Origin of the sequence: Photobacterium sp. GB-56 (assembly GCF_003026105.1) — a bacterium.
Classification (GTDB): domain Bacteria; phylum Pseudomonadota; class Gammaproteobacteria; order Enterobacterales; family Vibrionaceae; genus Photobacterium.
Map to the genome: position 1 here is coordinate 40,271 of NZ_PYNW01000010.1, position 19,914 is coordinate 60,184.

Annotated in this window: 14 protein-coding genes; 5 read left to right on the forward strand and 9 right to left on the reverse strand. The window is 43.0% G+C overall.

Annotated elements, in window-relative coordinates; genetic code table 11:
• Positions 1–30 precede the first annotated feature (30 nt).
• Positions 31–942, reverse strand: coding sequence for a DNA-binding transcriptional regulator OxyR (gene oxyR / locus C9J42_RS14080; RefSeq protein WP_005371846.1), 912 nt, complete (start codon positions 940–942; stop codon positions 31–33).
• A 155-nt stretch (positions 943–1,097) separates the two neighbouring features.
• Between oxyR and C9J42_RS14085 the strand changes: the two genes are divergently transcribed.
• Positions 1,098–1,826, forward strand: a complete 729-nt coding sequence (locus C9J42_RS14085; RefSeq protein ID WP_107207490.1) for a glutathione peroxidase — start codon at positions 1,098–1,100, stop codon at positions 1,824–1,826.
• 153 nt (positions 1,827–1,979) lie between these two features.
• Here the strand turns inward: C9J42_RS14085 and argH are convergent, their stop codons facing one another.
• The 4 genes from argH to argC form a co-directional block, all read right to left on the reverse strand.
• Positions 1,980–3,857, reverse strand: coding sequence for an argininosuccinate lyase (gene argH / locus C9J42_RS14090; RefSeq protein WP_107247102.1), 1,878 nt, complete (start codon positions 3,855–3,857; stop codon positions 1,980–1,982).
• 92 nt (positions 3,858–3,949) lie between these two features.
• A complete protein-coding gene (locus C9J42_RS14095) occupies positions 3,950–5,158 on the reverse strand; it encodes an argininosuccinate synthase (RefSeq protein WP_045083862.1) in 1,209 nt (402 codons plus the stop codon).
• 73 nt (positions 5,159–5,231) lie between these two features.
• Positions 5,232–6,011 (reverse strand): acetylglutamate kinase, encoded by a 780-nt coding sequence (argB, locus tag C9J42_RS14100; RefSeq protein WP_107207488.1) that lies wholly within the window; start codon positions 6,009–6,011, stop codon positions 5,232–5,234.
• A gap of 10 nt (positions 6,012–6,021) precedes the next feature.
• On the reverse strand, positions 6,022–7,035 hold the full coding sequence (gene argC / locus C9J42_RS14105) for an N-acetyl-gamma-glutamyl-phosphate reductase (RefSeq protein WP_107207487.1): 1,014 nt from the start codon (positions 7,033–7,035) through the stop codon (positions 6,022–6,024).
• Positions 7,036–7,660: 625 nt separating this feature from the next.
• Here argC and ppc point away from each other — a divergent pair.
• Positions 7,661–10,291 carry a phosphoenolpyruvate carboxylase gene (gene ppc, locus C9J42_RS14110; protein WP_107247099.1) on the forward strand — a complete coding sequence of 877 codons (2,631 nt, stop codon included), beginning with the start codon at positions 7,661–7,663 and terminating at the stop codon, positions 10,289–10,291.
• Between the two features lie 409 nt (positions 10,292–10,700).
• Positions 10,701–11,264 carry a PadR family transcriptional regulator gene (locus C9J42_RS14115; RefSeq protein ID WP_107207485.1) on the forward strand — a complete coding sequence of 188 codons (564 nt, stop codon included), beginning with the start codon at positions 10,701–10,703 and terminating at the stop codon, positions 11,262–11,264.
• A gap of 138 nt (positions 11,265–11,402) precedes the next feature.
• On the opposite strand, the gene C9J42_RS14120 is transcribed toward C9J42_RS14115, so the two are convergent.
• Complete coding sequence (locus C9J42_RS14120) at positions 11,403–13,817, reverse strand: bifunctional aspartate kinase/homoserine dehydrogenase II (RefSeq protein WP_107207484.1); 2,415 nt, start codon at positions 13,815–13,817, stop codon at positions 11,403–11,405.
• Positions 13,817–14,983: an O-succinylhomoserine (thiol)-lyase gene (locus C9J42_RS14125; protein WP_107260631.1), complete on the reverse strand. Its 1,167-nt coding sequence runs from the start codon at positions 14,981–14,983 to the stop codon at positions 13,817–13,819. The genes C9J42_RS14120 and C9J42_RS14125 overlap by 1 nt, the downstream gene beginning before the upstream one ends.
• 303 nt (positions 14,984–15,286) lie before the next feature.
• Here C9J42_RS14125 and metJ point away from each other — a divergent pair, with 303 nt between their 5' ends.
• Positions 15,287–15,604 (forward strand): met regulon transcriptional regulator MetJ, encoded by a 318-nt coding sequence (metJ, locus tag C9J42_RS14130; RefSeq protein ID WP_005371859.1) that lies wholly within the window; start codon positions 15,287–15,289, stop codon positions 15,602–15,604.
• 78 nt (positions 15,605–15,682) lie between these two features.
• On the opposite strand, the gene C9J42_RS14135 is transcribed toward metJ, so the two are convergent.
• Together C9J42_RS14135 and rpmE are read right to left on the reverse strand one after the other, a co-directional pair.
• On the reverse strand, positions 15,683–16,930 hold the full coding sequence (locus C9J42_RS14135; RefSeq protein WP_107207482.1) for a malic enzyme-like NAD(P)-binding protein: 1,248 nt from the start codon (positions 16,928–16,930) through the stop codon (positions 15,683–15,685).
• Between the two features lie 198 nt (positions 16,931–17,128).
• Positions 17,129–17,341, reverse strand: a complete 213-nt coding sequence (gene rpmE, locus C9J42_RS14140; protein WP_105061118.1) for a 50S ribosomal protein L31 — start codon at positions 17,339–17,341, stop codon at positions 17,129–17,131.
• A 266-nt stretch (positions 17,342–17,607) separates the two neighbouring features.
• Between rpmE and priA the strand changes: the two genes are divergently transcribed.
• Positions 17,608–19,809, forward strand: coding sequence for a primosomal protein N' (priA, locus tag C9J42_RS14145; RefSeq protein ID WP_107287698.1), 2,202 nt, complete (start codon positions 17,608–17,610; stop codon positions 19,807–19,809).
• The last annotated feature ends 105 nt before the right edge of the window (positions 19,810–19,914 follow it).

Here is a 19,914-nt window from a genome sequence, read left to right on the forward strand (position 1 = left end):
GCGCTCTTTTTTTATTTCAGTAAACAGAGATTATGGCTGAGTATGTTTGGCAAAAACTTCTGGCATTTTTTCTTTGATCACTTCAGCTAGCTTTTCATATCGCGCTTTAAGTGGCGAGCCTGGACGATAGGCTAATGTGATCAAACGCGTTGGCTGAGGATGTTTCGCTGCGATATAACACACCCCATCACGGCAATGCTCTTTCGGGCTTGCTAATTGTGGTAGTAACGTAATGCCACTGCCCGCTGCAACCATGTTACGTAACGTTTCTAAACTGGTGGCTTTAAAGCGACCGTCATCACGCGCGCCTGCTGCAAAACAAAAACCAAGAGCTTGATTACGTAAACAGTGTCCGTCTTCTAGCATCAATAAACTTTCGCCGTGCAACAAAGACATATCAATATCTTTTTCACTCGCCCATTTATGTGTTTCAGGCACAGCTAACATCATCGGCTCATCATAGAGCGGCAACTCAATGAACGGTTCACTTTCTTTTACCGCAGCTAAAATAATGCAGTCTAATTTGCCTTCTTCTAACTGTTGTACCAATTGATGAGTTTGCGCTTCATGTAAAAAAAGTTCTAACTCAGGAAATGCTTCTTTCAAACTTGGGATAATTTGCGGTAGAAGGTACGGACCAACCGTTGGAATAAAACCAATATGCAGCGGTCCCGACATACTTTCTCCTTGCACACTAGCAAGTTCTGTAAGTATTTTGACTTCAAGCAACACTTTCTGCGCTTGAGCGACTAAACTCAGACCTGCGTCAGTGAACAATACTCGACGGCTAGTTCTTTCTAATAATGAAACACCTAGCTCATCTTCTAGTTTTCTAATTTGTCCACTTAATGTGGGCTGGCTGACGTAACAGGCTTCGGCTGCTTTACGAAAATGTTTGTGCTCAGAAAGAGCAACAAGATATTCCAGATCACGAATATTCATTAGCATGTCTTATAATAGGATTTGACTATTGAAACCATAGCAGTAAACGATTGGAGCTATCAAGAGTAAAGTTACATAATAACTACAGTAAACGGAGCAAGTGATTAAACACTCCGATTACATCAGACTCATTTATATTTTTAAGGGATTACATTATGTTCGCATCTAAAGAAGGTCAGGCTGTACCACAAGTTACTTTCCACACACGCAAAGGTGATCAGTGGGTTGACGTAACAACTGAAGATTTATTCGCTAATAAGACCGTTGTCGTATTTAGTCTACCTGGCGCATTTACACCAACATGTTCTTCAAGCCACTTACCTCGTTACAACGAGTTAGCCCCAGTGTTTGCTGAGAATGGTGTGGATGACATCCTATGTGTATCGGTAAACGATACGTTCGTAATGAATGCATGGAAAGCCGATCAACACGCTGAAAACATCACTTTCATTCCCGATGGTAATGGTGAGTTCACGAAAGGCATGGGCATGCTTGTTGAGAAAGATGACCTAGGTTTTGGTGCGCGTTCATGGCGTTACAGCATGCTAGTTAAAAATGGTGTTGTTGAAAAAATGTTCGTTGAAAACGAAGAGCCAGGCGACCCATTCAAAGTGTCTGACGCAGACACTATGCTGAAGTACATCGCACCAGAACAAAAGCTACAAGAATCAATTACCGTATTCTCTAAACCTGGTTGCCCTTTCTGTGTGAAAGCAAAACAGAACTTGATCGACAAAGGTCTACAGTATGAAGAAATTATTCTAGGCAAAGATGCGACAACCGTTTCTTTACGTGCAATTACGGGTCGTAGTACTGTTCCTCAGGTATTCATCGGTGGTAAACACATCGGTGGTAGCGAAGAGCTAGAAACTTACCTAGGCTAAGTTTTCAAGTATTGCCTGGATTGTGGTCCAGATTGTTCATCAATTAAAACCTGCCGTTTAATTGGTGAGCCAAAACAAAACCGCAACAACTCTCCAAATAAAAAGCCCTCTGATGAGGGCTTTTTTTGATCTAGATAATTGGCATAGTCATCGTTAAGCAACATTAACCGTCGGAATTCGCTGCTCTTGATCCAATCGCACTTCAAGCGCGACTTCATCACAGGCATGTTGACGCGGACAACGATCGCAATCTTTCATTACCTTTTCTGGCAGTAATGATTTTGATGTCGGGGTAAAGCCACGCTTCATAAAGAACTCAGGAACACGTGTTAGTACAAAGACTTTCTTAATTGCCATTTGTTCGGCTTTTTCAAGCAAGTGCTCAACAATGGCTTTACCTTGCCCTTGTTGCTGCCAACCCGCTTCAACACCTAGCGAACGAATTTCCGCAAGCCCTGAATCATAGACATATAACGACGCACAACCTGTGACGACACCATGATGCTCCGCAACCGCAAATGAGCCAATATCTCGGACTAATTCGTTTCGGTTACGTGGTAGGTTTTCACCCAGCCCCGCCCAGTACACCACCATACCTTCAATCGCATCAAGATCCGTTAAACGAGCACCACGCACTTTCACACTTGGCGAATAACGTTTCTCTAACCTTTTTTCAGCCTGACCAATGGCGTAATCCACTTGATTGGGTGCCACACCACCTAGTGCACAACGCTTATCTAAACACGATTCAATAGTCAGAATTGGATATACATCGTCATCAATTACTTCAGAGAATTGCTTCATCTCCTCAAGTGATAACTCTTCTAGTGCGCAACCTTTAGCAATGGCAGCAACTACAGCAACACCAACAATATGGTGTGCTTCACGGAATGGAATGCCTTTCGCCACTAAGTAATCTGCAAGCTCTGTCGCATTCGAGTAACCTTGCATAGCCGCTTCTAAAGTACGGTCTTTGTTAACCTTGATGCCATCAAAACACAACGCCGCCATTTCCATACAGTCATGCCAACTATCGAGGGCATCAAACAAGCCTTCTTTGTCTTCTTGCATATCTTTGTTATACGCAAGCGGTAACGCCTTCACTGTCATCATCATGCCAGTCATCGCGCCATAAACACGACCACATTTACCACGAATAAGCTCTAATGCATCTGGGTTTTTCTTCTGTGGCATCAAAGATGATCCTGATGTCACCGTATCTGCCAGCTCAATAAAGTTAGATTCACCTGAGTTGTAGAAGATCAAGTCTTCAGCCATACGTGATAGATGCAGCATAGAAATAGAAGCGGTAGAAAGCAGCTCCATCACATGATCGCGATCAGAGACTGAATCCAAGCTATTACGTGTTGCACGGTGGAAGCCTAAGCTATGCGCCAGCACTTCACGATCAATCGGATAGGCAGTACCCGCCAATGCGCCAGAGCCTAACGGACAGGTGTCTAAACGTTCGAGCGCATCAGTTAAACGAGAATAATCACGCTCAAACATTTCAACATAGGCTAAGCACCAATGGGCAAATGTCACAGGTTGAGCACGTTGCAAGTGAGTATAGCCCGGCAGAACCGTAGCTTGATGAGCACGGGCGACTGTCACTAACTGCTGCTGTAAGCGGTCTAGCATTAATAGCAATTGCTGACCTTGCTGACGACACCATAATTTTAAATCGGTCGCCACCTGATCATTACGTGAACGTCCGGTATGAAGCTTTTTACCAAGATCACCGACTTTGGCAATCAGCTGTTGCTCGACCCAACTATGAATATCTTCCGCATCTGAGCATAAAATTTGCTCCGGATCTTCCATCACAGCGAGCTTTAGTTCATTCAATGCTAACTCAAGCTTTTGCTGCTCTTGCTCAGTTAATACATCGACCTGACGTAGGGCTTTAGACCATGCGATTGAGCCAACAATATCTTGTTCTGCTAGACGATAGTCAAAACGCAGTGAATCATTGAATTGTTTAAACCGTGTGTCAGCTGCCTGACTAAAACGTCCGCCCCATAATGCCATGGTACCTCTCCTTTGCTCTACGTATCGACTTGCTTATCTTGTTATGGCGTGATCAAACGGGGCTTAAGTAGGGAGCCCCGTGATTGTTTTGGTTATTTCTTTTGGCTATTTAAAGCACGAATACGACTTGCTAGTGAGTAAAGACGAATGAAACCGCCAGCATGGCTGTGATCATAAACATCATCTTCACCAAAGGTCGCAAACTCTTCAGAATATAAGCTGTTAGTTGAGCGTTTCTGAATCACGGTTGCTTGACCTTTGTACAGTTTAACAACCACTTCACCACTCACATCTTTTGCTAGCTCATCAGCTGCTGCAATTAATGACTGGCATAATGGCGTAAACCAACGACCATCATAAATAAGGTGCGACGCTTTAAGACCTAACGTTTGACGGAAATCGAACGATTCTTTATCCAGTACGAGCTGCTCAACCGCACGTAGCGCTTCCATCATAATTGTGCCCCCTGGTGTTTCATAACAACCACGAGACTTCATACCTACTAAGCGGTTTTCTACGATATCGATACGACCAACACCATGCTCGATACCTTTTTCATTGAGGTACGTTAGCACGTTGTATGGCGTCATTGCTTCACCATCAACCGCAACCACTTCACCTTGTTCAATCTTAAGTGTTACCGTTTCAGCTTGATCTGGTGCTTGCTCTGGATCTTTTGTCCAAACCCAACACAAATCGTTTGGTGCATTCCACGTATCTTCTAGCACCCCACCTTCTGTTGATACGTGCCAAGCATTCGCATCACGAGAGTAAATTTTTTCAAGCGATGCGGTACATGGAATATCACGCTCAGCAAGGTAATCTAACAGTGCTTCACGACTACGTAGATCCCATTCACGCCAAGGAGCAATCACTTTAAGCTGTGGTGCTAGTGCGGCAAATGCACCTTCAAAACGTACCTGATCGTTACCTTTACCAGTACAACCGTGACATAACGCATCAGCACCCACTTCTAATGCACATTCAACTTGTGCTTTAGCAATAATTGGACGCGCCATTGAAGTACCCAGTAGGTATTTACCTTCGTACACCGCACCAGTTTTTAGTGATGGATAGATATAATCTTTCACCATCTCTTCTTTAAGATCGGCGATATAACAAGATGAAGCTCCTGAAGCCAATGCTTTTTCTTCAATACCGACCAACTCTTCTTCGCCTTGACCCACATCGGCCACGAATGCGACAACTTCACAGTCATAGTTTTCTTTCAACCATGGAATGATAGCCGATGTATCTAAACCGCCAGAATAGGCTAATACAACTTTATTAATCTTGCTCATGTGCTGTTCTCCTTATCAGCCTTGCGGTTATTCCGTTTAGGCGATGTGCTAAATATTGTTAACTTAATTTCAATTACAACGTAAATTTGGTACCGATGCTCTCGCCAGCAAATAGTGCTGTTAATTTTTCAGGGGAACGCCAACTCGCCACTTCAATAGGACGGCCTAGCGCTTTTGCGGCATCAAATGCGGCGCGTACTTTGACAATCATGCCATCGGTGATCACCGCTTGTTCAATTAACGATTCAGCCTCAGCTTCTGTTAACGCTTCAATTAACTGCCCTTCACCATCTAATACACCACTCACATCTGAGAGTAATACCAATTCACCATCAACGGCGGCGGCAACGGCAACGGCGGCTTGGTCGGCATTAACATTCATCAGCTCGCCCTGCCCATCTAAACCAATTGAGCTAATGATCGGCATATAACCCGAAGCCATGATTTGTGTGATCAATGCGCCATTACCCGGCTTAGCGTTACCCACTGAACCTAATTCAGGATCTAATTGCGTCACTTGGCATAAACCCCCATCGGCCAGACTGAGCCCGACTGCTTTTACGCCAGACTTAATCGCCTGTCCTTGAAGTAATTTGTTCGCAGTTCCTGCTAATGCACCAGCAATAACAGCAATTTGATCACTAGGCGTTACGCGTAAACCTTGTTTTTTTACTGTCGGTAGTTGCAGTTTTGTCATTAAGTCATCAACCAAATAACCGCCACCGTGCACTAACATTAATGGACGCTGCGAATTAGCTTGATAATGATCAATCGCCGAAAATAACTTTTCTAAGGTTTCTGTACATGAAAGTACTGCACCACCTAATTTAATGACCAATGGAACCTGACTCATCATCGAACTCCTACACTAAAGCGGTTAATTGTGGGAAACCATTTCGAATATTTATGCACTGCATCGCTTGCGAAGAAGCCCCTTTTAAAAGGTTATCAATCGCTGATGTTAAAATGATATGTTGAGCATCCACCTGCCAACCAATATCACAGAAACAAGTACCCACTACATTTTGCAAACGTGCCGCTTGTGTTCCTAAAAGACGTACCGCATGTTTATCTGCTGTAGATGCATATGCTAGGTTCAATGCTTCCGTTACCTGCTCTAGCGTAACGCCTTGTGCTAGCTTCGCTGTAATCGTTGCAAGAATGCCACGTTTAAAATTGCCAAGATGGGGGGTAAAAATAACGTCGCGACCTAGATGAGTACTGATTTCAGGTTGATGACGGTGGGAAAATAAACCGTAAGCTTGGAGACTTACTTCACAGAAGCTATTTGTCATGGTCGCTTTTCTACCAGCACCAGATACCCCACTGACCGCATTGATCACTGGCCACTGCTCGGTATCAAGTAAACCGGCTTCAATTAATGGTTTAAGCGCTAATTGTGATGCGGTTGGATAACAGCCCGGAACGGCAATTAATTGAGCTTTAGCAATGGCATCATGATTCCATTCAGCTAACCCATAAACCGCTTGTTCAAGCCAATTTGAGTACTGGTGTTCAAAACCATAATACTGGGTATAGAAATCATCACCTTTGACACGAAACGCACCGGATAAATCAAAAACCTGACACCCTTCGTTAAGGAAACTAGCAGCAAGGTCATGGCTGACTTGGTGGGCTGTGGCAAGTAAGACAACATCAGCATTTTTAGCAATATCACTTGGACTGATTAACGGTTGTAACGGTAAATCAACAATGCCTTTCAATTGACCATGCAAATCACTTAACGGTTTACCCGCATCAAGGCTATTTTCAGAAACAAATAAACCCGCAAGTTCTAAATGAGGATGCTTAACCACCATTTTCGCAAGTTCTGCACCGGTATAGCCACTTGCACCGATAATTAAAGTCTTTAACATTACAAATTCCATTTTTAGTCTAATGATTGTTGTTACCGTTTAGGCGCAAAACTGGCTTGAGTCTTTATTTTTCGCAGCAGTAACGTGTAACAAGGAGTGCTGAAAACAGCAAATATGAGGGGCGCATACGCACCAAGCGAATATGACTTAGCGTCGTCGGAAGGTATGAGTAAAAAGCTTCGCTTGGTTCATGTTAAAACATCCTAAATTAACAATGGAGACCCGGCATTCCTTGCTCAGGTTACGGCTAAATAAAGCAATAAATTATTCGTTTGCGTTGCATTTATATGTTTACTGATTAATTAACGTACTGTCAACAGAAAAGCCTTAAAAACCTCACTTTCGCCATCCTTTTCAAAACTTTTTATTCATCTTTTTGTAACATTTTCATCATTCATCGATTTGACATCAGTTTGAGACAATATTATTACTAACTGTTATTTGTTAGCAAACGAGCAATAATGAAACAAAATTACAGACTTCAATCGCATTTATGACCAAAATCAAAGTAGAGTGGTTTTAACACTTATAAATGTAATGATAGTTGACCTCAAAGTGAGATCACGGCTAGATTGTCTGTTAGAAGTTTAAATTGGATGTAACTAAATTACGAGATGGATGCGATATGAATGAGAAATACAGCACGTTAAAAAGTAACGTAAGTATGCTAGGCCACCTGCTTGGTAATACCATTAAAACGGCACATGGTGACGAACTGTTAGATAAAGTCGAAACTATTCGTAAACTATCTAAATCAGCACATTCTGGTAGTGAAGAAGATCGTGCAAAGCTTATCGATGAGCTACAGAACTTACCCGATGATCAATTACTTCCAGTTGCTCGCGCCTTTAGCCAATTCCTAAATCTCACGAATATTGCAGAGCAATACCATACTATCTCTCGTCAATGTGAAACCACACTATGCAGCCCTAATGCACTCGATGAGCTATTTAATAAGCTGACCGATAATGACGTCAATCAGCTTGATTCTATTGAAGCGGTTCGTGAACTAAATATTGATTTGGTGCTAACAGCACACCCAACAGAAATCGCCCGACGTACCATGATTCACAAATTGGTACAGATTAATAAATGTTTATCTCAATTAGAACTTAGCGAGCTATCAACCTCTGAACGCGCGCGTATCGAACAGCGCCTGGAACAGCTTATTGCCCAAGCATGGCACTCCGATGTTATTCGTCAGCAACGCCCAACCCCGATTGATGAAGCCAAATGGGGCTATGCCGTTATTGAAAATTCACTATGGCAAGCTGTACCAGAATTTCTTCGCCTATTTGATGAAAAATTACAGCAACATCTTGGCGAAGCCCTACCTCTTGACGCATCACCTGTCACCTTCTCATCTTGGATGGGTGGAGACCGAGATGGTAACCCATTTGTTACCTCGAAAGTGACACGTGAAGTGCTCGCTTTATCACGCTGGAAAGCGGCAGATCTTTACCTCAATGATATTCAAGAGTTAATCAACGAATTATCCATGACTCAGTGTAACGAGACGGTGCGTGAGCTTGCAGGCGAAGAGCATGAACCTTACCGCGCGATTCTAAAGCAACTACGTAATAAGCTGCTTCACACTCGTGACAATCTTGATGCGAAGATTCATGGTCAAAAACCCGCCTCCGATATTATTATTGAAGATATTGCAGAGCTGTGGGATCCACTGTATGCGTGTTACCAATCATTGCATGAGTGTGGCATGGCTATCATTGCTGATGGTCTACTGCTTGACACATTACGTCGCGTTAAATGTTTTGGCGTACACTTAGTCCGTTTAGATATTCGTCAAGAAAGTACTCGTCATTCAGATGTAATTTCAGAGCTTACTCGTTACCTTGGACTGGGTGATTACGACCAATGGAGCGAGCAAGATAAAATTGCTTTCCTTGTTCGTGAACTATCATCAAAACGCCCACTCCTTCCTCGTGATTGGGAGCCATCGGCAGAAGTTAAAGAGGTCATTGAAACCTGTAAAACTATTGCTGAACAATCCCGTGAAGCATTAGGTTCATACGTCATTTCAATGGCGCGAACGGCCTCTGATGTACTTGCTGTTCACTTACTACTGCAAGAAGCGGGCTGTCCATTTAGAATGGATGTCTGTCCATTATTCGAAACCCTTGATGATTTGAATAATGGTGCAGATGTGATTGAGCAACTACTGAATATTGACTGGTATCGTGGCTTTATTCAAAACCACCAAATGGTCATGATCGGCTACTCAGATTCAGCTAAAGATGCGGGTGTAATGTCTGCAGGTTGGGCGCAATATAGCGCAATGGAAAAACTGGTTGATGTTTGCGAACAAGCTGGCGTTGAAATCACCCTATTCCATGGCCGTGGCGGTAGTATTGGTCGTGGTGGTGCACCAGCTCACGCTGCACTGTTATCCCAACCACCACGCAGCTTAAAAGGTGGCTTACGTGTAACCGAACAGGGCGAAATGATCCGCTTTAAGTTAGGTTTACCAGAAGTCGCTATCAATAGTTTAAGCCTTTACGCGAGTGCAACACTGGAAGCTAATCTGCTTCCGCCTCCAGCGCCTAAACAAGAATGGCGTGAACTGATGGATGTGTTGTCTGAAGTCTCTTGTGAAGCTTATCGTAATGTTGTACGTGTTGATCCTGAATTTGTTCCTTACTTCCGTGCTGCGACGCCTGAACTTGAATTAGGTAAACTGCCTCTTGGTTCTCGTCCAGCGAAACGTAACCCACAAGGTGGTGTAGAGAGCTTACGTGCGATCCCATGGATTTTTGCATGGAGTCAAAACCGCCTATTGCTACCCGCATGGCTGGGTGCTGGTGAAGCTATTCAGTATTCAATCAACAACGGCCACACGAAATTGTTAGAAGAGATGTGCCGAGAATGGCCTTTCTTCTCGACACGTCTAGGTATGCTTGAAATGGTTTACACCAAAACCAATATAGGTATTGCTAAATACTATGACGAGCGTCTAACAGATGAATCTCTATGGCCATTAGGTCAAAAGCTTCGTGATCAATTAGGTAAAGATATTAAGGCCGTATTAACGGTTGAAAATAGCGATCACTTAATGGAACAAGACCCTTGGGGCGCAGAATCAATTCGATTACGCAACATTTATGTTGAGCCTCTTAATATGCTACAAGCAGAACTGTTATATCGAACTCGACAACAGGAAGAGTTGCCCCCTGCACTTGAAGAAGCCTTAATGGTTACTATTGCTGGTATTGCAACAGGTATGCGAAATACTGGATAGCAAATTGCAATAATTAATAAGGGTCATTTGATGGCCCTTTTTTTTCCCGTTATTTATCGATATGTTAAGAAAAATCTTTTTTGTCTCAATATTGATACAGCATAAAGTTTCTTAACAGAGCTATGATAGTTATAACTTCGATATGAGCAATGATGTATAAGATTGTTTAAGCCTTTAATGGTGCGAGTGATTTTTCGCTATCGAAGTAAGGTCACAAGATAATAAATTTGCAAGCCCGTACATCAGATATTTCATCTTGATGTATCGATATTAAGCAAATTAATGATATTGTATGCGGTCTCAACCGAACTATAAGATATTAAGATTATAAATAAAAAACGCCATTACGAAGCGTATGTAATCTAGTTCAGTTGTTATTTTTATTTGACGTATTTAACGGATAGAAGAGATGTCACTACCACACGTAATTTTAACCGTGCTGAGCAACAGAGAAGCAACGGGTTATGATATAACTAAAGAGTTTTCTCATAGTATTGGCTATTTTTGGAAAGCGAGTCACCAACAGGTGTATCGTGAACTGAATAAGATGGCGACTAATGATCAAGTAACATGTCGACTTGAGCCTCAAGAGGGTAAACCTGATCGTAAAGTCTATGCCATTACAGATGCCGGTCGCCAAGCACTCTTTAATTGGTTTGAAGAACCTGCACGTAATCCCACAACTCGCGATGAGTTCTCAGCAAAGCTGTTAGTTTGTGGTGTTCACAATTCAGAGCCAATGCAAAAGCAACTTGCTGCATTGATCGATGAATCTCAAACACTGATCGGCCATTACAAAGAGCTAGAAAAAATTCATTTCAGCGATTATAAGTCAATGGACCGCCAACAACGCTTAGATCGATTAACACTTCGTCGTGGTTTACATAACCGCCAAGCTTGGATTGACTGGGCTGAAGAAGTGCTTATTGAGCTAAAAGATATGGACAGTAACGGCAGCCCTGTTGCGCTATAGTTCTTTATCTCTCTCATAAAATAAATAAACCGCAGTTTACTGCGGTTTATTTTTTACGGCACAAACCAATCGCAACGCTGCTTTAAAAAAATAAAAAGCCCGCTAACAATAAGCGGGCTTTAAAATTTTATCAAACCGTTACAGTAAGCAGGCCAGACGATTTATATCTGATAATAATGCACCAGCAGTTACATCACGCCCCGCTCCAGGTCCTCGAATCACTAACGGATTATCACGGTACCAATGGCTTTCAATGGCAAAGATATTATCGCACGGAAGCAAATTAGCTAGCGCGTGCTCTTGGGGTAAGGCTTCAACACCAACATAAGCGTTGCCATGGCGATCTAAACGAGCTACATAACGCAGCACTTTGTCTTCCTCTCGCGCACTTTCTAATCGCTCAGCTAAAATCTCATCGAGCACTTGAGTTTGTTCAAAAAACTGCTCAACAGATAATGCTGCAAGTTCGCTTGGGACTAAGCTTTCAACTTTAACCTGTTCAGGCTCAATCTCTAGGCCTGATTCACGGGCTAATATCACGAGCTTACGCATCACATCACTGCCATCTAAATCATGGCGAGGATCTGGTTCAGTGAGTCCTTGTTGCCACGCTTGTTCTACTAACTCAGAAAATGGCACGCTGCCATCATACTGTTGGAACAACCAAGACAAGGTGCCTGAGAAAATACCAGAAACAGCGATGATCTGATCGCCACTCTCTCGTAAATCACGGACAGTATGATTCACCGGAAGCCCAGCACCAACCGTCGCGTTATACAACCAATGACGGCTACTTTTCGCAAACGCATCAATCACCGCATGATAATCTTTACTGCTCGCGGAACCCGCCACTTTATTGGCTGAAATTAAGTGCAAACCGTGTTCTGCTATTTCTGCATAACGCTTTGACAGCTCGGAACTTGCAGTGACATCAAGCACAATCACATCGTCATAATCAGCACTCGCAAGATGAGAGAAAAGCGCACCCTCTTGATACTCTATGGCTTCTTGTTCAAATTGTGTCAGTGCTAGCGAAGGATCGATACCTGTAAAGTTCATCCAACAACGACGACTATCGAGTACCCCTATTAAAGTAAAACTTAAACCATGACGTTTTTCTAACGCTGATTTCTCTCGGTCGAATAATTCAAGCCAACGGGTGCCAATATTGCCTTTACCACAAAGTACTAGCCCTACTCGTTTTTGAGCTTGAAAGAGCGCTTGGTGAATATCACTAACCAAGCTTTCAGTTTCGACATGGCGCAATACAGCAACCAAACTTAATCCCGAATCCGCTTCTGTCATAAACTCAACCGGTAAGCCTTTTAACTGCTGATAAAAGCCATGACAGTGGATAGGGTTATTGATCACCCCAGCGCCCACAGCAGCAACCATTGAGAAGCCTTCTCGCAACCGTAATTCGGCAGGTGTTCCGCTATCTTGCAGTAAATTTAATACGTCATTCACTACCTCTCGAGTATAAGCCAGCATAATACGGCCTTTACTCTGCTCTAGGCTTTGCGCTAAAGGTGCTAATTGATGGCGCGACAATAAACGCTCAACGTCTTCACGTACATGTTGAACATCCATACCTCGTGGTACATCAACTTCAATCAAACACACATCATCAAGCGAAGAGACAATTTTTGCCCCTCGACCCGATGCCAGAACACGCTCTACTCGCGTAGAGCCTGATTCAGGTTGATGACTACAACGCAATGTTAAATCTATCGCACTTTGTGCCACCGGTTGTAACGTACGGCTATGCAAAACAGGGGCAGCAAGGCGAGCAAGCTCATTAGCTTCATCTAATCGTAATAACGGTAATAGGCAGGCATCGCTAACTTTACGTGGATCAGCACTATAGACTCCAGCCACATCACTCCAAATCGTGACTCGAGAAACATCTGCTAATGCACCAATGATTGTCGCAGAATAATCTGAACCATTACGACCAAGTAAGACAGTTTCCCCTTGCTCATTTTGAGCCATGAAACCTGTGATCACTAAACGGTGATGGCTATGTTGTGCAAACTGCTGTTGTAATAATGGCTTCGACGATCGGCTATCGACTTCTGGCTGTGCGGCGTGTTCGGCGCGTAAAAATAACCGAGAATCCAAATCTGTGGCAGGTAAGTCACGCTGGCACAGTAATGCCGCTAATAGTCGCGCAGACCATACTTCACCATACCCTTGAATGGTGCCTCGAAGTGCAGGGCTAATAGGGCTTTCACCATAGCGAGCAATGGTTGATAAATCATCATGTAGTAATTCAATCAAACGTTCTGCTGTCGGCGAATAAAGCAAAGACTCAATTAATTGTTGCTGATAACTGCGGACAGATAACAAGGTTTCATGGGCTTGACGACCATCTTTTTCTAATTGCGCTAACCATAATATAAGTTGGTTTGTTGTCTTTCCCGCGGCTGACACAACAATTAAATCTTCATTGTTTGAATACTCCGCCAGAATATCCGCTACTCGGCGATAGCACTCAGGATCAGCTAAGCTACTACCGCCAAATTTATGTAATTGGCGTAATGCTTTTGTCATTAGTGAGCCTCCGCCGCGAGTTTAAAGGCTTGATCAAGATCTTCTATTAAATCACTAGGGTCTTCAAGACCAACCGAAAGACGTAATAATGAGGTGGTGATCCCCGCTTCTGCCTGTGCTTCATCAGACATTGCACGGTGAGTCATACTTGATGGATGCGCAATTAAGCTCTCAGTACCACCTAATGATTCTGCCAGTGAAAACAGCTTTAACTCTTTCACAAACACTTCTAGTTGGGTTTGATCACCCGCAAACTCAAAACTCATCATAGAGCCAAAACCTTTTTGCTGACGTTTGGCAATCTCATGACCAGGATGGGATGCAAGGCTTGGATGATAAATAGTACCCACCATCGCTTGTTGCTGAAGGTAACTTAATACCGCGGTACCATTCTCTTCATGCATTCTCATACGCGGTGATAATGTACGTAGACCTCGCAGAGTTAGGTAAGCATCAAATGGTGCGCCAGTCGCACCAATACAGTTCGCCCACCAAGCAATATTTTCTGCCATTTCGGCATCTTTTGAAATCAGTACCCCACCAACCACATCCGAGTGACCATTGAGGTACTTGGTTGTTGAGTGAACAACAAAGTCGGCACCTAATTCAATTGGTTGTTGTAATAGTGGCGATAAGAAAGTGTTATCTACAGCAACAAGACAACCCACGGCTTTTGCTTGCTGACACAGCGCCGCAATATCAATCACACGCACTAATGGGTTAGACGGCGTTTCAACCCAGATTAGTTTAGGTTTTTTCGCTAAAGCCGCTGTAAGTGCTTCTTGATCCGATTGGTCAACGAACTCAACCTTAAAGTCACCTTTATTGGCACGAGTATTAAATAATCGATAGGTACCGCCATAACAATCATGCGGCGCAACAATCAAATCATCAGGACCTAATAATGCAGTAACCAATAAATTCATCGCAGCTGTACCACAACTGGTTACCACACCACCCGCACCGCCTTCCATCTCACTAAGCGCGTCAGCTAACGTATTTCTAGTTGGGTTACCTGAACGAGAATAATCATATTGCGGTACTTCGCCAAAAGCTGGAAAGCTATAGGTCGACGTTAAATAAATAGGAGGAACAACAGCATTATATTGAGAGTCAACATCAATACCGGTTCTTACTGCAATTGTCGCCAGTCGCTTATCACTCATACAAACATTCCTTGTCGGGGCAGGATTTAACCCAAGATAATAAATTTATAACAACTTTAACCACTACAAAACAAGACGTCAACACATCTGGACGTCTATATGTCTTTGCTTATGGCAGTAAATCCCGCTAAAATTCAGCCATAACAAAATAATGGTAACAACCTTACTGTAATTTTTCTGTTCAATACGGGACAAAACCGCGATGTTCACGTAATATCGCCGCCCTACAATCCCCGTTGCTAACAGAAAATGTTGATTCCTGTTACCACCATTATTAACCCAATATCGCTGAGAAGGTAAAACATGGCAAAGTGGAATGGCGAATATATTAGCCCTTACGCGGAACACGGTAAGAAAAACGAACAAGTAAAAAAAATTACTGTTTCGATTCCATTAAAGGTGCTTAAGATTCTGACTGATGAACGTACTCGTCGTCAGGTGAATAACCTTCGCCACGCAACAAATAGTGAATTACTTTGTGAAGCCTTTCTGCATGCCTACACAGGTCAACCGCTTCCCACTGATGATGACATTCGTAAAGATCGCCCAGACGATCTACCTGCAGAAGCAAAAGCATTAATGGACGCAATGGGCATTAGCTACGAAGACATTAATGAATAATTATTGCAGTACTATGTCTACAAAAAAACCAGCCTAACAGCTGGTTTTTATTTTTTTGTCATCAATAGAATAGCGCGATTACACTTCCATATATCCCATTGGCATCTCAATACGCGCGACACCTGAATCAATGGCTGCTTGTGCAACTGCTTTTGCGACACGCGGTAATAAACGTGGATCCATCGGTTTTGGAATAATATATTCTCGGCCAAATTCAAGCTGTGATACACCCGCAGCCTCAAGCACACTTTGTGGTACTGGCTCTTTCGCTAACTCTCTAATTGCATGAACGGCTGCTAATTTCATTTCATCATTAATTTGACTTGCACGCACATCCAATGCACCGCGGAAAATAAACGGGAAACACAGAACGTTATTTACTTGGTTAGGATAATCAGATCGTCCCGTTCCCATAATTAAATCATCTCTAACTTGATGAGCTAATTCAGGCTTTATTTCAGGATCAGGGTTAGAGCAAGCAAATACAATAGGGTTTTCAGCCATTAGTGCTAGCGCTTCAGGTGGTAATAAATCAGGGCCTGATACACCAACGAAAATATCGGCTCCCGCAATCACATCTTCTAATGTGCGCTTATCGGTATTGTTAGCAAATAGCTGCTTATATTCATTTATATCATCACGGCGAGTATGAATAACGCCTTTACGATCGAGCATGTAAATTTTTTCACGTTGCGCGCCACATTTGATCAAGAGCTCCATACACGCAACAGCAGCAGCCCCCGCACCTAAACACACAATCACCGCTTCACTAATATCTTTGCCTTGTAACTCTATGGCATTGAGCATACCAGCAGCGGTAACAATCGCCGTACCATGCTGATCATCGTGAAACACCGGAACATTACAACGCTCAATTAAGCGCTGTTCGATCTCAAAACAATCTGGCGCTTTAATATCTTCTAAATTAATACCACCAAAAGTATCGGCAATATTTGCGACAGTATCAACGAACTCATCAATAGTGCGATGTTTGACTTCAATATCAATCGAATCAATACCTGCAAAGCGCTTAAAAAGTAATGATTTCCCTTCCATAACAGGCTTAGAAGCTAACGGGCCTAAATTACCAAGACCTAAAATAGCGGTGCCATTGGTGATCACCGCAACTATATTCCCTTTTGCGGTATATTTGTAAACGTTATCAGGATCTTGAGCGATTTCCCTTACGGGCTCAGCAACACCTGGGCTATACGCTAAAGCAAGATCTTCAACCGTATTTGCTGGCTTTGTCAGTGCAACGGCTATTTTTCCAGGAGTAGGAAGGGAATGGTAATCTAGAGCTTGTTGACGAAAATCTTCGGTCATAGTGATATTTGAGCCTCAACGCTGACATTTATAATGGCAAATTACATCTATGTGTAATTCGTATTTGTTATTAAATCATATGCCATTAAGTATTAATTTCCCAGCTGATAGCTAACAGTTATTCTTCACATATTTTATTGAGACATAAAAAAAAGGATGCTTTCGCATCCCTTTTTTCTAAATTCATCTGGCAAGTAATTACTTGCTAGTAAGCGCACCGAAACGCTTGTTGAATTTGTCAACACGGCCGCCAGAGCTAACTTGACGTTGTTTACCAGTGTAGAATGGGTGGCACTTGTCGCATACATCAAGGTTGATGTCTTTACCCATAGTAGAGTTAAATACGAAAGTGTTGCCACAAGAACAACGTGCGTTTACTGCTTTGTACTCAGGATGAATACCTTGTTTCATGGGATAACCTCAAAATAAAGGCCGTGTCGCTCTCCCGATCCAAAGCCGGGCACCACACGTCGTTAAAAAATAGCTTGCCACATTATGTGACAAATCAGGCGGAGTATAGTAATCAATCATCCGGCGGAGATCAATACAGATGCCGATTTTTCACGCGTAATTTCTTTGTACCACACCGCGTTCTTCACCTATCAGACTTAACAGCACTTATCGAGTTTCACTTGGTCTGGTATTATTCAACACAAGCTCAATGACTGCAGTAAATTATGATCCCGAATATCGCTCGAGTCGCTCTCCCTATTCCCTTAGATAAAACCTTTGATTATTTAATCAAACCCAACGACCTACCTATTGTCGGCGGGCGTGTTCAGGTTCCTTTCGGGCGTCAACGATTAATCGGTATCGTTACCGCACTGACAGATAGCTCTGAGTTTCCAATCGAACAACTAAAAGCGATTCAAAAAGTCATTGATAAAGCACCACTGTGGATGCCGCCATTATTTGATTTGCTCAAATGGGCTAGTCAATATTATCAATATCCTCTCGGCGATACACTGGCTAATGCAATGCCGGCTTTATTGCGAAAAGGACGTGAAGCCTCACAAACCACCCTGAAATTTTGGGCATTAACTGAAGCGGGAAAATCACAACCGCTAAATGGCCTAACCCGCGCGCCCAAACAAGCCCAAATACTGCGTCTACTACAAAACGGAGCTGTCAGTCATGATGCACTATTGAGCGAAGAAGTGAGCTCTACGACCTTAAAAACGTTAGCGAATAAAGGCTGGATCATTGAACAACAGCAACAACCCAAAAGCCAAAACTGGCAGAAACAGTTTTCTGTTACTGAAGAAAAACCACGTTTAAATGAAGAACAAGCGTTAGCAATTGCGACCGTGAATAGTAACCCTGAGTTTGGCTGTTATCTTTTAGAAGGGGTAACAGGCTCAGGCAAAACAGAGGTATATCTTAATCTGCTAGAGCCAGTGCTTGCCGCAGGTAAACAAGCACTCATCTTAGTCCCTGAGATTGGCTTAACCCCTCAAACGATTAACCGCTTTCGCCGTCGTTTTAATGTGCCTTTAGAAACGGTTCACTCAGGGCTAAACGACAGCGAGCGTATGGCGGCATGGCTTGCAGGTCGAGATAATCAAGCAGGGATTATCATTGGGACGCGTTCTGCATTATTCACCCCCTTTGCAAACCTTGGCATCATCATTGTCGATGAAGAACATGACGCGTCTTATAAACAACAAGATAGCTTACGTTATCATGCTCGCGATCTTGCCGTTATGCGCGCCAATAAAGAAAACATCCCGATTATTTTAGGCTCTGCGACACCAGCATTAGAAACCTTACATAATGCGAAAACAGGTAAGTATCATCATTTAACCTTAACTAAACGTGCGGGTAACGCCCAATTGGCGCGTCATGGCGTGATTGATGTTAAAGGTCTATATCTTGATTCTGGATTATCTGCACCACTTATCGCTGAAATGCGTAAACACTTAAATGCGGGTAATCAGGTGATGTTATTTCTTAATCGTCGTGGTTTTTCACCTGCGATGATGTGCCATGAATGTGGTTGGATCGCCGAATGTCATCGTTGTGATGCTTATTACACCTTACACCAGCAATCTGGAGAACTGCGTTGTCACCATTGTGCAACTCAGCGTCCTATCATGCCGCAATGTGAGCAATGTGGTTCGACGCAATTATTGCCCGTCGGTGTCGGTACAGAGCAATTAGAAAATCAACTCGCCACCCTATTTCCTGAATTTAAGACGGTGCGCATTGATCGCGATAGCACGCGTCGTAAAGGGGCTTTAGAAAACTATCTCGAAGCAATTAAAAATAATGAGTATCAGATTTTAATTGGTACTCAAATGCTAGCAAAAGGCCACCATTTCCCGAATGTCACTTTAGTCGCATTAATTGATGTTGATAGCGCACTGTTTAGTAACGACTTCCGCGCATCCGAGCGTTTAGCACAATTGTTTATTCAAGTTGCAGGACGTGCAGGACGGGCGAGTAAACCGGGCGAAGTGTTATTGCAAACTCACCACCCAGAGCATCAACTATTACAATCATTGCTTCATAAAGGCTATGGCGTTTTCTCACAAACCGCCTTAATTGAACGCCAGCAAGCTATGTTACCGCCCTATACTCACCTTGTCTTAATACGGGCGGAAGCGAATGACAGTGATACTGTTTGCCAACTATTACAGCAAATCCGTGGCATTTTTGAATCCAGCCCCGTTTATGATCAAGATTGCTGTGTATTAGGGCCAAACCCCGCTCCTCTTGCCCGTCGTGCTGGACGTTATCGTTGGCAATTAATTTTACAAACCCCTAATCGCAAAACCTTGCAACAGATACTCAGTATTGCCAAGCCTGCAATTCAATTACTGCCGTTAGCAAAAAAAGTACGTTGGTCGATTGATGTAGAGCCACAAGATTTAACTTAAGACCAACAATGCGACAAAACTCACATAGTGAATGTAATTTATGCTATTTGAGGCATGTTTAATCCCGTGTATACGCTCTACAATATCAATAGTATTGACTAATAT